The sequence below is a fragment of the Clostridium culturomicium genome, assembly GCF_000821305.1.
Lineage (GTDB): Bacteria > Bacillota > Clostridia > Clostridiales > Clostridiaceae > Clostridium_J > Clostridium_J culturomicium.
In genome coordinates this window covers 551,564-568,276 of the sequence record NZ_CCXK01000017.1, presented here as the reverse complement: position 1 = coordinate 568,276, position 16,713 = coordinate 551,564, and the positions used below count along the sequence as shown (strand labels likewise).

The 16,713-nt window shown below is 34.8% G+C and carries 9 protein-coding genes and 1 pseudogene; all 10 read right to left on the bottom strand.

Annotated features, from left to right (window positions below; all coding sequences use genetic code 11):
• Positions 1-12: 12 nt before the first annotated feature.
• Complete coding sequence (gene allB / locus BN1075_RS15095; RefSeq protein ID WP_040194052.1) at positions 13-1,365, bottom strand: allantoinase AllB; 1,353 nt, start codon at positions 1,363-1,365, stop codon at positions 13-15.
• 218 nt (positions 1,366-1,583) lie between these two features.
• Complete coding sequence (locus BN1075_RS15090; RefSeq protein ID WP_040194051.1) at positions 1,584-3,272, bottom strand: PucR family transcriptional regulator; 1,689 nt, start codon at positions 3,270-3,272, stop codon at positions 1,584-1,586.
• A 417-nt stretch (positions 3,273-3,689) separates the two neighbouring features.
• Positions 3,690-5,627 (bottom strand): FAD-dependent oxidoreductase, encoded by a 1,938-nt coding sequence (locus tag BN1075_RS15085; protein ID WP_040194050.1) that lies wholly within the window; start codon positions 5,625-5,627, stop codon positions 3,690-3,692.
• An 11-nt stretch (positions 5,628-5,638) separates the two neighbouring features.
• Positions 5,639-7,570 (bottom strand): bile acid Fe-S flavoenzyme BaiCD, encoded by a 1,932-nt coding sequence (gene baiCD / locus BN1075_RS15080; RefSeq protein ID WP_040194049.1) that lies wholly within the window; start codon positions 7,568-7,570, stop codon positions 5,639-5,641.
• 212 nt (positions 7,571-7,782) lie between these two features.
• Positions 7,783-8,973, bottom strand: coding sequence for an AraC family transcriptional regulator (locus tag BN1075_RS15075; RefSeq protein WP_040194048.1), 1,191 nt, complete (start codon positions 8,971-8,973; stop codon positions 7,783-7,785).
• A gap of 115 nt (positions 8,974-9,088) precedes the next feature.
• Positions 9,089-9,982 (bottom strand): polysaccharide deacetylase family protein, encoded by an 894-nt coding sequence (locus BN1075_RS15070; RefSeq protein WP_148315568.1) that lies wholly within the window; start codon positions 9,980-9,982, stop codon positions 9,089-9,091.
• Positions 9,983-10,358: 376 nt separating this feature from the next.
• Entirely contained in the window at positions 10,359-12,560 is a 2,202-nt protein-coding gene (katG, locus tag BN1075_RS15065) for a catalase/peroxidase HPI (protein WP_040194047.1), read from the bottom strand.
• 309 nt (positions 12,561-12,869) lie between these two features.
• Positions 12,870-13,070 (bottom strand): hypothetical protein, encoded by a 201-nt coding sequence (locus BN1075_RS15060; RefSeq protein WP_040194046.1) that lies wholly within the window; start codon positions 13,068-13,070, stop codon positions 12,870-12,872.
• 26 nt (positions 13,071-13,096) lie between these two features.
• Positions 13,097-15,022 (bottom strand): glycoside hydrolase family 13 protein, encoded by a 1,926-nt coding sequence (locus BN1075_RS15055; protein ID WP_052406574.1) that lies wholly within the window; start codon positions 15,020-15,022, stop codon positions 13,097-13,099.
• Positions 15,023-15,041: 19 nt separating this feature from the next.
• Positions 15,042-16,367, bottom strand: a pseudogene (locus tag BN1075_RS15050) (MFS transporter).
• Between the last annotated feature and the right edge of the window lie 346 nt (positions 16,368-16,713).

The window sequence follows — 16,713 nt, the reverse complement described above, 5'->3', positions numbered from 1 at the left end:
CACCCTTTTCATTTATCTTTTTGGAGTTATCAGCTTTCCTATTGGTTCTGATACTATTTTTCCATTTTTATAAATAGTTGTGCCTCTCAAAATTGTTTGAACAACCAATCCATGGAATTTGCTATTTACATATGGACTAACCTTGTGTAAATAGAATAAATCTTCAGCTTGTAATACATATTCCTTATCAAGATCAACCAGTGTAAAGTCTGCATCATAACCTATTTCGATCTTTCCTTTTCCTTTAATACCAAAGACTTCATTAACATTTGAAGCTGTTAACCTTGATATTTTATGAAGTGGTAATTTTCTATCATGGTATCCATGCTTCAATAAGCCAGGTAAAGTTGTCTGACAGGCAGAAATACCTCCCCATACATTTAAGAATTCTCCCTCTTTAAGTTTTGGATCACAAGGAGAGTGATCAGAAGAAATAAATGTAATCTCATCATTAAATAATTTTACCCATAACTTTAACTGATTTTCTGCATCCCTTATAGGAGGTGAACATTTTCCGATAGTTCCCATACGTTCAACATCGTAATCTGTTAGATACAGATAATGTCCAATTGTCTCACAAGAAACATCTACACCTCTTCTTCTTGCCTCGGTAACAAGCTCCACACCCTTTGCTGTGCTTATATGTGCGATAATTAATCTACATCCCGTTTCCTCAGCAAAGCTAATAACTCGTCCTATACTTTCTATTTCAGTAATTGGTGCATGGGCAGCGAAGTAATCCCATACTCCTGTTTTTCCACTTTTCCGTGCATTCTCTGTAAGTCTCCTTGTAAGCTCATCATTCTCACAATGAACCATCAGTGGAAGATTTAGTTTTTTCAGCTTCTCCATACCCTTTAAGAATGTGTAATCATCTGAACCAGGAAACTCATCAATACCACTAAAGCAGTCAAAGGCTTTAAACCCAATTACTCCACACTCTGCAAGCTCTTCAAATTTATCTATATTATTTGGTGAAAATCCTCCCCATAAACCAAAATCACAAAGAGAATCTCGTTTTGCTATTTCTAGTTTTTCTTGAAATGTCTTTCTATCTAATGTACATGGAGAACTATTTAGAGGCATATCGAAATATGCTGTTCCCCCTGCAGCCGCAACTGCTTGACTTCCATTCTGAATAGTTTCCCACTCCATTCTACCTGGAGAATTAAAGTGGACATGTCCATCTGTTGTAGCAGGAAAAACATGAAGTCCAAATGCATCAATAACCTCGTTAGCATCTCCTACTATCTCATCAACGATTTCAACAATTCTCCCATCATAAACCCCTATATCAGCCTTATGAATTCTATCATTAAAAACAACTATCCCATTTCGAATAATTAAATCATAACTTTTATGCAATTCCTTCACCTCCAATTAAACGACAATTTTTATTTTTCTGAAAATTCTTTCTATGGTTAATATTATAGATATTTATTTAACAAATTACATCGCTTCAATTAGATAAAAAAAGAAATATATTTTATCCATAATGGATAAAATATATTTCTTTTTTTACACTTATTTTTAAATACTCATTAATCTTTCTTATTTAGAATATATATTTAACTAACATGTTTTTATATTATATCGCTATTGAGATTTTCCATCATCTTGTGAACTATAAATCCTATTCTTACAGCTAGAACCTCACTAGGATTCTCAAAATCAATGCCAGTTATGGTTATAATTTTATCTATTCTATAAGCAGCAGTTTTATAGTGTATATATAAATCTTTTGCTGTTTTCTTAAGATTTTGATTTCGTTCAAGATAAGTTTTTAATGTTAATAGTAAATCATCCCTTTGCGTTTTCTTATAATTATATAATTTTTGAAGTGATTGAGGAATATATTCAAGCAGCGTATTAGTATCTTCTATTTGGCATAGCAATTTAAAAATTCCTAAATCAGAAAACAATATAATCCTGGATATTCCAACATTTGATATTTCAATGGCCACATCTGCAAAGTGAAAAGCATCCTTAGCTTCCTTAAAGCTCTTAGGAAGATTTATAATTCCACTTACAACCTTACCTATTCCAGCCTTAACTCTTAGTTCCTTTAAATGCTGTTTTATATATTGTTGTACTTTTTCTGCTATAATTTTTATCTCTTTTCGATAATCCTCTTCCTTCTGATTTGCCTCTACTTCTTGTATAACAATTATTCGGTCAATATCATTTTGAATTCTTGCATTTTCAAAATACATATTTATTGCATCATTTAGAAAGTTAGTATGCTGGGTTTTACTGTCGAAATCTAAATATACATCTGCACGTGCTGGCTGTAATCCAAATACAAGAACTCTATAGTTTCCATCAAGCTTCATATCTAAAAGATTAGTACTTTTAAGCAATTGATCCTTTGAATGTATCTTTCCATTGAGCAAATTATATATTATATCATTTTGAAACTTCTTCTCCACCTCTGAAATAGCATATTGTCTTGAACATTCATGAAGTATTTCTGTAATAGCATTTTCTATGGCTATGTAATCCATTGTATCGATAGCGTCATTAATTTCTGTAATTACCAGATAGCCCTTCATGTCTGCAGTTATATTTAAATATATTAAGTACTGATTTCTTTCATTACCATCAATAATAATTCGCTGTCTTAGATAGTTATAGGTTGAATAGAAACCAATTTCAACCTGTTCAGCAGTATCATTAATCTTTAAATTATTTATATCCTCATTTGTAGTCGATAAGCATACTTTATTGTAATTAAAAACTGATACTGGGTTATCAATCAACTTAGAAAGAACATCAATAATTCTTTCTATACCATTTTCTGAAGTATTTAATGAAAGTGACAGAGCTGCAAAGTTCTCATGGGTAGTTTTAAAATACTTCAACTTTGTTACTTCCTCATTAAAGAGATTTTCCATAATTAAACTCATGATATCTTTAAAAGAAATTTCAAAGGGAATCTCTAAAACTGGTATGTTATGTTCCTCTGCCAAATTTACTAACATTTCTATTTTTCGTTCTGAAAATTCTACATTCCTGCCACGTTTAATTATAAGTGCTGCAACACTCTTGCTTGCTAAGGCATCCATATATCCTTTAAAGGTTTCCAAAGAGGAGCTTTTAAAAGCATACAAGCCTGTTAACAATACTTCTCCCCCATTAATAAACCTTACAATGTCTGGAGCTTCTATAATTGTTACTCCCTTAATCTCATTATTAAGCCCTTCTTTTCCTCCAAGTATCTTGGCCATCTTTAAAGTTTCTGTGGTTAATAGCTGTCGAATACTAAATATCATCTTACCCCAACTCTCTACAATGATTTTAAAGTATATACAAAATCCAAATAGTTAAAATTTTAACTATTTTTAGCCCTTCATGCTGATATATTAAAAATTATACACAATATTTTAAATATTGTAAATTGTTAGATATTTATTATTTTGCACTGTCTACATATCTAAAATGATTCTCTTTGCCTAAGTCTACTCTTACATTATCAAATTTTCTCAAGTTCTCTTCTCTAGAAAAACCTTTCTACAACCTCTTATCCTTACCCTGCTAAGTAAAAAAACTCCCCTCAGTGCAATCCTGAGAGGAGTTAGAATTCATCAATTATTTAATTACAAATTTAAAAGTCTTTTATAAAAGAAACCTACCTTAATGGTAACATTTTACGCTTAACAATAATCCATCTATAAAATACTCCAATAAACCTAAATTTCCATTGCTGCTTCCCAGCCTTCACGTACAGCTTCAAGTGCTTGTCTTGGTCCTTTCGCATCCCCAATACAAATAACTTTTTCATAGGAGTCCTTGATTTCCTCATACAAAGAATTCTCTGCAACAGAACCACAGGCATAGATAATATGGGTAAAACCTTTCATTTGCATTGAGCTTCCTCTATACTCTACTTCAACATCTTGTCCATCAACACTTAAAAGTTTTGTGTTAGTCATGATTTTAACCCTTGATTTATACAAACGTTCCATCATTGGAGCCAAGTTGTTTGGAACCATTCCAGCACCAATAGCTGCAGTCATTTCTATTAAGGTAATCTCCATTGGTCCACGTTTGCTATGAATTAAATATTCTGCAACTTCACAGCCAACCATTCCTCCACCTACAATTAAAACATTTCCACCTAAAATCACTTCTTCATTTTTTAAAACCTTTTGTGCAGTGATTGCTTTTTCTTTATTAACTCCTGGAATGTTAGGAATTATCTCATTAGCTCCACTGGCTGTTACCACTATATCAGGATTGAAGCTGTCTATTAACTCCTTAGTAGCCTTAGCTCCGTATTTAACATCAATGTATAAGCGCTTTAATTCATTATTCAAGTAAGAAATCCATTTACTGATTTCTTGTTTATGAGGTGGTATGCAAGCAACATTTAATTGTCCACCAAGCTTATTCTCTTTCTCCATCAAAATAACCTGATGACCTTTAATTGCCATTGCTCTAGCAGTTGCCATGCCTGCAATTCCACCACCCACAACTACTACTTTTTTTCTTTCTTCAGCTTTAGTTAAATTTAAGTGCTTCTCTTTTCCCAGCCTTGGATTTATTACACAGGAAGCAGGCCTTCTCTTAGTTTGCTCCCCAATGCATCCAATACCACAGGCAGCACAAGGAGCAATTTCATCTATTCTTCCTTCTTCAGCTTTCTTAACAAATTCCTCATCTGATAAAAGTGCTCTTCCTATTACTACTCCATCTACTTTTCCACTATCCACTAAGTAAGCCGCATATGTTGGCTCATTAATCTTTCCTACCACAATAACCGGCACTGTAGAAATCTTTTTAATCTCTTCTGCTTCCTTTACATTTAATCCTCTAATTTCACCATGGCAAGGAATAATTTTATTACACTTTTCATATTGAGTTCCACCACTTACTTCAAAGGCATCAATACCGCTTTCAATAAGCCTTGGAACAAGGTATTTAATATCCTCTAAAGTATTTCCTTGTTCATTTCTTTCACTACCACTTATTCTTAAAACAATAGGAAATTCCTTTCCGCACTTTTCTTTTATGGCTTCAATTACTTCAAATAATAATCTGCTGCGATTATCTAAAGATCCACCATATCTATCTGTTCTTTTATTCCTCATTGGCGATAAGAAGGAACCTAGTAGCATATATGCGTGAGCACTGTGTAATTCAATTCCATCGAATCCAGCCTGCTTTGCACAGTAAGCTGCAGCCGCATACTGCGCAATTATATTAGGAATTTCTTCTAACATTAATTCCCTTGTAACCTGTCCCATTGAGTTAATATAAGAACTGCTGGCAACAGGAGTAACCCCAAAGAATGAGCTAACACTTTCAGGACCTGGATGGGTAATTTGAGGAATTACCTTTGTACCGTACTGATGAATCCTATCAGTAAATTTTTTATAAGCTACAATACTTTCCTCTCCTCTAAAGCTCAAGGTATTTCCTAAGTAAGGCACCCTTGGATCCACAGATAAAGCATCAAGGATTATGCATCCGACTCCACCTGCCGCTCTTGCTACCCAGTACTCTTCTAAAGTTTCATTTATAGTTCCATCCTGACTTTCATACCCTAAAGACATAGGTGCCATGAAGGTTCTATTTTTAAGTTTCATAGACCCAATTTGTAATTCTTCAAATAGCTTTGAATTCATAATTCTCCCTCCTATAAAGTACGAGCTACTAAGAAGCCTTCTTCAATAGCATTTATAGCTCTTCTAGGTTTTTTCGCATCTCCAATAAGCTCAAATGGGATATTTTTCGCTTCACATAAAGCCACAAGTTCTGAGTTGTCATTGGATTTAGCTCCAACAGCCACTACAATACTGTCACAGCTCACTATTTCTCTCTTGCCCTCATGTTCAATCACTATTCCCTGCTCTTCTACAGCTACACAGGTGGCATTAACAATTATTTCAACACCAAGACTCTTCATTTTCTGCATTACAGCTATTTTTCTAAGGCTTCCAAGGTCTGCACCTGCTACTTCCTTCATCTCTAAAACCTTTACTGGATTACCAGTTGTAGCTAAGGCATCTGCAGTCTCAAGACCTACAAGTCCTCCACCTATTACAGCAACCATTCCTTCTGGTCTTACTTTTCCTTTTAAAACCTCATGGGAATTATATACTGGCTTTTTCTCGATTCCTTCGAGTTTTAAGTTTATAGGTGATGCACCAATGGAGATAATAACCTGGTCTGGGTTTTCTTTTGAAATTATGTCTTCAGTTATAAACGTGTTAAAATGTACAGGAATCCCTAAAGCTTGTATTTTTTCACCGTAAAGGATTGCTGCTCTCTTCATTTCGCCCTTTCCAGGAGCCTCACCAGCTGTCACAAATTGACCACCAAGGCTTTCTCCAGCTTCATATATAACTGGTATATGTCCTCTTTCTTTTAAGACTCTAGCAGCTTCCATTCCTGCCATTCCCCCACCTGCGATAAGTACCTTCTTAGGAGTATCGGTTTTATGAAGGTTGTACTCTTTTTCATGGCCTAAACTTGGATTTCTCAAACAGGTGATAAATTCTCTGTTTTCTACATCACAGAAGCCATCATAGCAGCCTTGGTTACAGCCTACACAATAAATGATATCCTTAACCTTCCCTGTTTTTGCTTTATTACAGAATTCAGGGTCAGCAAGTTGTGCCCTTCCCATAACAACCATATCTGCTTTATTCTCTTTTATTATGTTCTCACCAAGTTCTGGTGTATTAATTCTTCCAACTGCTATTGTAACCATTCCTGTTTCTTTTCTAATACGGCTGGCATTTTCAACATTAAATCCATTTGGAATATCAATTGGCGGAACTTCATAGATAGATGCAGGTGTGATAATATTTCCCCTGGATACATCTAAAACATCTACTCCAGCTTCCTTTGCTCTTTTACAAAACTCTATAATCTCTTCAATAATTAACCCATTTGGCAAACAATCATCATGGGCATCAATTCTCATGAATAAAGGCATACCCTCTGGAATATTATTTCTAATTGCTTCAATACACTCTAAAGGAAATCTCATCCTATTCTCAAAGCTACCACCATATTCATCCTGTCTTCGATTAAAGCCTCCACTTAAAAATGAGTGAGGTAAATAATTGTGAGCACAGTGGAACTCAATACAATCGTACCCTGCTTCCACACATCGCCTTGCTGCCTTTCCATAAGAGTCTACTATTTCCTTTATCTCATTCTTAGTTATTGCTGGTATAGTATATTTGCCAAAAGGCATATCACTAGCCACAAAGATTTTTGCCTTTGGGTCCATACCAACAGCAATAGATCCCTGCCAAAGCTGTATTCCAGCTTTTCCACCTGCTTCATGAATTGCACTTGTAAGTTTTTTATGCCCTGCTATAAATGAATCCTCACTAATTGATACAAAATGAGCTGGTGCACTTGGACTATGAACTGAAGCTACCTCAACAATATTTAGTCCGCAGCCTCCCTTAGCCCTTGCCTCATGGTAATCAATTAACCTTTGTGTAATCTCACTTTTTTCATTTGCCATACGTGTTCCCATTGCTGGCATTATAACTCGATTTAGCAGTTCCATATCACGAATTTTAATTAGTTGAAATAAATGATTAAACATAACTATACCTCCTTTATTTGACATAATTATAACAAATAAGAAGTATATCAGTATGTTCAAAATTTAAAGTTTTGTTATCATTTATGCACTTCAAAATCCAACAAAAACACTACCTATTTTAAGTTGTTTACGTTACCTTTTTAGAGAATCTAATAACTAATACTATTAAAACAGCTTCTTAAGTAAATTGAATATTTACCTAAGAAGCCTTATCACAGTAACTTTCTATATTCAGATGGACTTTGATTCATGTAAGCCTTAAAGGTCCTTTGAAAGGTTGACAAAGACTCAAATCCACACATATTAGCTATTTCTAAAACTGTATAATCGAAGGACCTTAAAAATGCACAAGCATAAGAAATCCTAATTTCATTTAAAATATTGTTAAAATTATCGCCAAAAATCTCCTCAAAGGTTTCTCGTGCTGTATAGGGCTTAAGAAAGAACTTCTCACAAATACCTTCTAAGGATATATCCTGCATAAAATTCATGTGTATATATTGTAAAAATTGCATTCCCATCCCGGTATTCATAGCCCTAACCTCTTCATTTCCTATACAGCTTTTCTGGTACTCTCTAGGTGTCATCTTACAGTACTGCGCAAAAAGCCTATAGAAGGATTGTTTAGATGAAAAGCCCAAAATATCGCTGATGTACTCCATGGAGAGTTCTGGAAAATGAAGAAGCGCACAGGCATTTAGTATTTTTCCAAACTGCTTAAGCTGAAAGAATGTATAGCCACAAGTCTGCTTTATCCATGCATTAAGAGTTCTTGGAGCACAATTCAGGTCTTTTGCCAGCTCCTGAAGTTCTAAATTCTCACTTGTTGTTAAAACAACTCTTTGTATCACACCCCAAACTTGATTTTCTTGCTTTTTGTCTACACCTATTCTCTCATAAGCGTATCTGCAAAAATATGTATGTAGCTCTAAGGTTTTATACTCCAAAAGGTTCATACTTCCAAATCTTCTCTCCCTGCTTTCCTCTAAGATATCCTCTATCAATGTCTGAACCTTACTCCTTTGCGTTCCCTGCAAAAACACCCTTGGACAGGTATCATATACAAGTCTGGCATTAGCATCTTTAGGATGCCTTTCCCAACTCATATACATAAATAACCCAATATAGAACTTTACAATAACCACCTTCAAATCACTTGTTATTGAGCTTATTGAATAAAAATGATGAGCATACATACAAAATAAGGAACCCTCTTCAGCTTTATAATCGCACCCATTTATTTTAATGATTCCTTCACCACCTAATACATAAACCATTTCTACCTGCTCATGCATAGAAATCTTTGTTGGCTCCTTTATAATTTTTCTCTCCACAGTAATTTCTTTTTCTCTATAATTATGATAATAATCAATACCTGTAAACCAATCCTTCTGTCCCTTCATTAAATCACCCCATTAAAATGATTAAATATAAGATAAGCTTAAAGCATTAGCTTTAAGCTTAATAATTTATTTGTTTTTTCATCAATAAACAGTCTCAACTTACTTCTTATAAAATTTACTGAAACTCAGCAAAAATCCCTTGAAAGTTTTCTATGGACATTGGAGACATTCTTACTCTTTTTAATTCATAATTCCCATCTGAATTAGAGCTTATTCCTCCTTGGGTTGTTACTGCAGCCTTAATACCTAATTCCTTTTCTATTTCTATTGTTTCCTCACTGTATCTTCCCGCTGGATAGCAAAGATACTTTGAGTCCACACCAAGAACCTCTTTTAAGAAAATCTGGCCATTCTTGATTGAGTTATAGGCATCTTCTCTGGATAAAGAGTTTAATTCAAGATGATTAGAAGTATGATTTTCTATTTCCATCCCTGCTGCCTTCATTTCCTTTAACATATCTATGGACATAGAGTTTCCCGCTGTCTCACCCATATAATCTGTAATAACAAAGAAAACTCCCTTCATATTGTTTTCCTTTAATACTGGAAAAGCTTCCGTATAATTATCTAGATATCCATCATCAAAGGTTACAACTACCGGCTTTTTAGGTACCTTTCCTGTACTCTTGGCTTCTAATGCTTCATCCAAAGACATAGTAGTAAAACCTTTGTTCTTTAGCCAATCCATTTGTTCCTTAAACATTATTGGTGGAACTAATAAACTATTGTCTGGATTTGCATCGCTGATAGAATGATACATAAGTATTGGTATTCTTACATTTTCAGGTGCAACTGTTATGTATTCAATTACTTCAGCAGGCTCTTCTGCTTGTGGTTCTTCTTCCGGAACACTTGGTTCTCCTTGAGCTTCAACTTCCTTATCCTCTATGGATTCCTCATCTTCAGTATCTTTTTCATCTTCCTTTGATGTTGATTCATTTTTTATTTCTGTATTAACATTATCATTATGATTAGATTTTTCACATGCCGAAAATAGCATAGTCATCATTAGTAAAAAACATATTAAAATTATCCTCTTTTTCATCGTAAATATCCTTTCTTTGCTAATTAACACACTTTTACATTATACACTATAATATCCATAATATAAATAAGCATCCAAAATCCTAACATTCAGCAATTAGGAAATATTTTTAAACGTTATGGCCTATGTATAATAACTTCTAATATTGTCTTTAAAATTATTAAACAGCCTGTAACCTCTTTAACTCTAGAAAAGAGAGCTTGCCGATGACAAGCTCTCTTTTTCTTATAAACTATGTGTTTTAAGCCCCAAATGTTTGATACTATAAGTCACAAATTACTTTTAACTACAATATCTTTCTTTACTACAATATACTTTTTTATTATGATTTACTTTTTCGCTATCCCTTAGCTTTAACATCAAACCTGTCTGCATTCATCACCTTATTCCACGCATTCACAAAGTCCTGAAGGAATTTTTCCTTATTATCGTTACAGCCATAAACTTCAGAAATTGCGCGAAGCTGTGAGTTTGAACCAAAGATCATATCCACCCTTGTTGCTGACCACTTTAACTTTCCTGTTTTTCTGTCATAACCTTCGAATCTATCTTCATCTTTAGAAGTAGCCTTCCAAACAGTGTTCATGTCAAGAATATTTACAAAGAAATCATTAGTAAGGCATTCTACTCTATTTGTTAAAACTCCATCTCTAGATTGTTGATAATTAGTGTTTAGTACTCTCATTCCACCAATTAACACCGTCATTTCAGGTGCAGTCAAAGTTAATAGTTGTGCACGGTCAATTAACATGTCCTCCGGCTTTGAAGCGTATTTCTCCTTCATATAATTTCTAAAGCCATCAGCCTTAGGTTCAAGAACATCGAAGGATTTAATATCAGTTTGCTCCTGAGAGGCATCAGTACGGCCTGGTGTGAAAGGCACCTCAATACTGCAGCCAGCATTTTTTGCAGCCTGTTCAATGGCAGCGCATCCTCCAAGTACAATTAAATCTGCTAAAGAAACCTTCTTCCCACCTGATTGAGAACTGTTAAACTTCTTTTGAACTTCCCTTAATTCCTTCAAAGCCTTATTAAGGATTTCTGGCTCATTTACTTCCCAATCCCTTTGAGGCTCAAGGCGTATTCGGCCTCCATTTGCTCCTCCCCTGTTATCGGAGCCACGGAAGGTTGAAGCTGCCGCCCATGCCGTTTTAACTAGAATTGATATTGATAACCCCGTAGCTAAAATTCGCTTCTTAAGATGGGAAATATCCTTTTTATTTATTAATTTATAATCAATTTCTGGCACCGGATCCTGCCAAATAAAACTTTCCTTTGGAACATCAGGACCGAGGTATCTTGTGATTGGTCCCATATCTCTATGGGTTAATTTAAACCAAGTGCGTGCAAAGTCCTCTTCGAATTTCTTCGGATTTTCTAAATAATTCCTTGCTATTGGTTCATATTTACGATCGTAAATAAGAGATAAATCTGCAGTTGTCATCATTGGTCTATGCTTCTTATTGGTATCAAAGGCATCCTCCACCATATCCTCTTCTTCCACATCCTTAGCCAGCCATTGATATGCCCCTGCAGGACTTTTAACTAATTCAAAATCATATTTAAACAGTGTCTCAAGATATTTCATATTCCACTTAATTGGATTTGCCTTCCAAGCTCCTTCAATACCACTGCCTATGGTATCTTCACCTTTACCACTTTTATAGGTGCTTATCCAGCCAAGTCCCATCTCATCAAGGGGTGCTGCCTCTGGAGCTGGTCCAACAAAGGTAGCAGGCCCTGCTCCATGGCATTTACCAAATGTATGCCCGCCAGCTATAAGGGCAACGGTCTCTTCATCATTCATTGCCATCCTTGCGAAGGTTTCTCTAACATCCTTTGCTGCTGCCACTGGATCAGGTTTCCCCTTAGGACCTTCCGGATTGACATATATGAGCCCCATCTGAACTGCAGCAAGAGGATTCTCAATCTCTCCAAGAACTGGCTCACGATCATCACCAAGCCACGTCTTCTCACTTCCCCAATAAACATCCTCCTGAGGCTCCCAAACATCCTCACGTCCGCCACCAAAACCAATTGGTTTTAGCCCCATGGACTCAAAAGCGCAGTTGCCAGTCAAAATCATCAAATCCGCCCAGGATATCTTATTTCCATACTTCTTCTTAATTGGCCAAAGCAAACGGCGTGCTTTATCAAGATTAATATTATCAGGCCAGCTATTAAGTGGTGCAAAACGCTGCATTCCACGGCCACCCCCGCCTCTGCCATCCCCAATCCTATAGGTACCTGCACTATGCCATGCCATACGAATAAACAATGGTCCATAATGACCGTAATCAGCAGGCCACCATGGCTGTGAATCATTCATCAGTTTAAATAAATCTTGCTTTACAGCCTCAAGGTCTAACTTTTTGAATTCATCTGCATAATTAAAATCCTTAGACATAGGATTGCTTAACTCTGAGTTTTGAGATAAAATTTGAAGATTCAATCGATTTGGCCACCACTCTTTATTGGTAGTTCCGCCACCAGCTACAGTTCTGCTTGTCTTTCCTGTTACTGGACATCTCATTTCAGTCATAACAACATCCTCCTTACCCTTAATTTCACTAGCTTTTCATAAATTATCATTATTATAACTTATTAAAAAAAACTTGTAAAATATACTATTAGAGTAAGTATTTAAAATTGATATTTGTGCTTTCTCATTACATTATTTTATATTTGCACTTTCCATAACAATACTTTATACCTGTCTAAAATAAACCGATATTACCTTTTTCATACATTCAATACCACAACCTTGTAACTTGTTTATCTCCATGTCCCAATAATTAAATTATTATCTACACAAAATCAGTCACTTGAACTTTAAATAAAATCCTTATTACTAAAATACTATGGTTATTTCTGCTATATCCATTGAATCAACTATTTCATTAGTTGAATCTTGAGAGGATACACCTATTTTCCCATTTGTCTTTTTGCTCTCAAGAATTACTCCTAAGGTGCCAAATATCAATTCATTACTCAAATCCTTACTTCCTTCAATCACCTTGCCGTTGTTTAATTTAAATCTTAAAGTTGCCATAATAACACTCCTCTAAACAATTATTTCTAGTTTCCACTTTTGTGACCTCCTAGGTCCAAAATTTGTAAATACACATTTGCCTCGTAAGGTCTTAACACCTTGCTTTCCCCTTCATAATTTGAAAGAATTAAGTGATAATTCGACACTTGGGTGTGTCTGCTAATTTCTTTACTTGAAAGATTGCATTCTATATAAAATCTTTTTCCTTCAAATTCTCTGTAATAAGTGAATATATTCTTTTTCTTTGGATTTACCACCTTAAAATCTCCATAAATTAATGCCTTATTTTCATTTCTTATGGAAATCATCTTTTTATAAAAGTGCAGAATTGAGCCCCTGTCATGAATTTCAGCTTCCACATTGAATTTCCTATAATCCTCATCATTACCAATCCAAGGGTTACCTTCAGAGAAGCCACCATTTTTTTCATTGCTCCATTGCATTGGTGTTCTTGAATTATCCCTGCTGCCTGCAAGTATTTTTTTAAAGGCAGAGTTCTTGTCCATTTCCTTTAACAGATCTTCATATTTATTTATGGTTTCTATATCTTTAAATGCTTCAATTGAACTAAAATTTTTATTTATTAGGCCAAGCTCCTGTCCCTGAAAAATAAAGGGTGTTCCCTTCAAGGTAAACTGTATCACTGCCAGTAGCTTCCCAATGACAAGCCTATACCTTGGATCATTATTTACCTTAGATATCATTCTTGGATTATCATGATTCTCATAAAAAAGTGACATCCAGCAGTTATTACCGTAATTCTCCATCCAATCTATCATATATTCCTTCAGATAATTTAAATCATAATTATAAATATCAAACCTTACATGTCCAGGAGTTTCAAGGTGGTCAAAGGAAAATACCATATCCAGCTCTTTTCTGTAATCTGCAGTTAAAAGCTTGCTCATCTCCATGCCAACTCCTGGTGTTTCCCCCACCGTAAAGGCTTCATGTTTATCAAAGGTTTCCTTTCTCATTTCCTTTAGATATTTATGAAGATTTGGACCATAAAAATAACTTTCAACTCCATAAAAACCCATGAGGTCTCCAATGGCTTCATTTCCCTTTGGAAGTCCAGCTTCCTTGGAGATGTAATTTATAACATCTAGCCTAAAGCCATCCACTCCTTTTTCAAGCCACCAGTTTATCATCTTATATATATCTTTTCTTAAAGCTTCATTATCCCAGTTTAAATCCATCTGCTTTTTTGAGAAGAGATGCAATGCCCATTTTTTCTTCTGCTCATAGTAATTCCAAGCACTTCCGCTAAAGAAGGAGGTCCAATTGTTTGGAGGGTTTGAATCCCTTGAAGCCTGAAATTTATAATAATCTTCATAGATTGACTCTTCCTTTGAAAGCGCTTCCTGAAACCATTGGTGTTCATCAGAAGTATGGTTAACCACTAAATCCATTATCAGCTTCATACCTTTATCATGAACAAGGGTTAACAGCTTATCAAAATCCTCCATTGTTCCAAACTCTTCCATAATTTTATAATAATCTCTAATGTCATAGCCATTATCATCATTAGGTGAATCATAAATTGGAGATAGCCATATGACATCTACCCCTAGACTTTTTAAATAATCAACCTTTTCAATAATTCCCTTTAAATCACCTATGCCGTCACCATTGGAATCCTTGAAACTTCTTGGATAGATCTGATAAAATACCGCTTCCTTCCACCATTTCTCCTGCACTGGCTCATCGGTACTACTAGGCACATCCTCCTCACTGTTCAAAAGCCTTAAAAGAGTATCATAAAAGCCTTCATCCAGTTTCTGTTTCGTAAGTTTTTTCAGTGTTTTCAGCTTTATGGAACTCACCACAGGATTCTTAATTAATCTCTCACTTTTATTCATTTGAAGCAGCAGTTTATAAACAATGTCATGTCCTATAGGATTTTCGTAGACCTCTTTAACTCTGCTGTTCAAGGTTAATTTATCCTTCACAAAAACTCCTCCTTAAATACTATAAAATACGGTGCACACAATTAACCTTAATCATTCTTTCAACCTCCTGCTCATCCAGCTTATAGAAAGCCATAACAATCAGCATAATTCCATAACCTATAATTGGAACTAAGCTCACGATAATCCATATTCCCTGAAGAGTTTCACTAGATTGAACCGCTGCCTGCTCCACATAACCAAAGGCATATAAAAGCTGAAGGCAGAGAGTTCCGCAAATTGCTCCTGAAAGCTTGGTAATAAAAGTTTGTATTGAAAAAGCAATCCCCTATGTTCGCTCTCCATTAATATAAGCACCATACTCTATACAATCTGCAGTGAACATTCCATAAATAAGGAGAGGTAACTGCATGAATACAACCCTGACTGATGCTATAGCTAAAAACACCACTAAGCTGTCATAGCCAGCATAATACTGGACAACACATAAAATAATAGTTGCAATAGAGCTAACCACAGTGATTCTCTTCTTGCCAAACCCCTTAATTAAAGCCGGCAGAAAGGGTGCAATTATAATCACAGGAAGTACCGTAGTCCCCATAATAACTGTTACCATAGTTTCATCCCCAAGATTTGAATTTGCAAAATAAACAGCCATGGTCTGTAGTGTATTAGTTGAACTGATGGCCATAAATCCAAGATAATATATCATTAAATATTTATTCTTAAAGAGAAACTGAAAAACCTTCTTAAAAGTAATATCTGAACTTCTTTCATACTTAACCCTTTCCTTAGCTGTAAACTGAAGAGGAAACATCACTATAAAAGCAAAGGCACAATAGATACCTGCAGTTGCTGTCCAACCCAAATTAGCCTTAATGCTCATAAAAACAGCACTAGAAATTGCAGCAATAGCAGCTGCTAACCTTCCATAGGATATGAGCTTGTCCCTTTCATAAATTTCATCTGTCATAACTGTAGATAGTGAAAACAATGGTGCATCAGAAACTGTATAAACCATTCCCCATACAATATAAGATATATAAGCATAAATCAACTTAACATTGTAAGTTGCATTAATATTAATAAATACAAAGAAAAGTGTCAGTGGTACAAAATAGGTAACAAACTTCAGCCAAGGAAGGTATTTCCCTTGCTTAAAATTACATTTGTCAACTATTGCTCCCATGATTGGGTCATTAAAAGCATCCCAGAGCTTTGCAATAAGAAGCATTACTGTGGTATGGCCCAAAGTCAGCCCCACATACTCCACATAGAAATAAGTTAAAAATTGAAATTGAATGGTATAGATAATATTCTGTCCTAAGAAAAATCCACCATAGGATAGTCTTTCAAATCTAGAGGTTTGATATTGTAAATTCCCCAATTTAGATCCCCCTCACACCTTATTTATCTGTGTACTTCATTGTACATTAAGCACTTTCGCATCTATATAAACTTAAATAAACCATATCACAAACCGGCATATTTGTAAATATTTGTAAAATTATTCGTGTAATCTCATATGTTGAGAGTTTTGAAAATTTTACTATAAACCTATGTTGTAATATATTATTTCATTACATTTTAAAATTTTTAACCTATTTATAAGTCAATGTATATTTTCCCATTTAAGGTAAATAATCTATATATACACAAAAGTTAATGACATTTAATAAACAAAAGCTAAATCTTTTTTATTCATAATCATCCTGATAAGTCTCCTTATTATT

What these genes read in the sequence shown, in the direction of transcription:
- BN1075_RS15085 (WP_040194050.1), bottom strand. Translation starts at nt 5,627, where the DNA reads ATGAATTCAAAGCTATTTGAAGAATTACAAATTGGGTCTATGAAACTT.
- BN1075_RS15070 (WP_148315568.1), bottom strand. Translation starts at nt 9,982, where the DNA reads ATGATGACTATGCTATTTTCGGCATGTGAAAAATCTAATCATAATGAT.
- katG (WP_040194047.1), bottom strand. Translation starts at nt 12,560, where the DNA reads ATGACTGAAATGAGATGTCCAGTAACAGGAAAGACAAGCAGAACTGTA.
- BN1075_RS15090 (WP_040194051.1), bottom strand. Translation starts at nt 3,272, where the DNA reads ATGATATTTAGTATTCGACAGCTATTAACCACAGAAACTTTAAAGATG.
- BN1075_RS15075 (WP_040194048.1), bottom strand. Translation starts at nt 8,973, where the DNA reads ATGAAGGGACAGAAGGATTGGTTTACAGGTATTGATTATTATCATAAT.
- baiCD (WP_040194049.1), bottom strand. Translation starts at nt 7,570, where the DNA reads ATGTTTAATCATTTATTTCAACTAATTAAAATTCGTGATATGGAACTG.
- BN1075_RS15060 (WP_040194046.1), bottom strand. Translation starts at nt 13,070, where the DNA reads ATGGCAACTTTAAGATTTAAATTAAACAACGGCAAGGTGATTGAAGGA.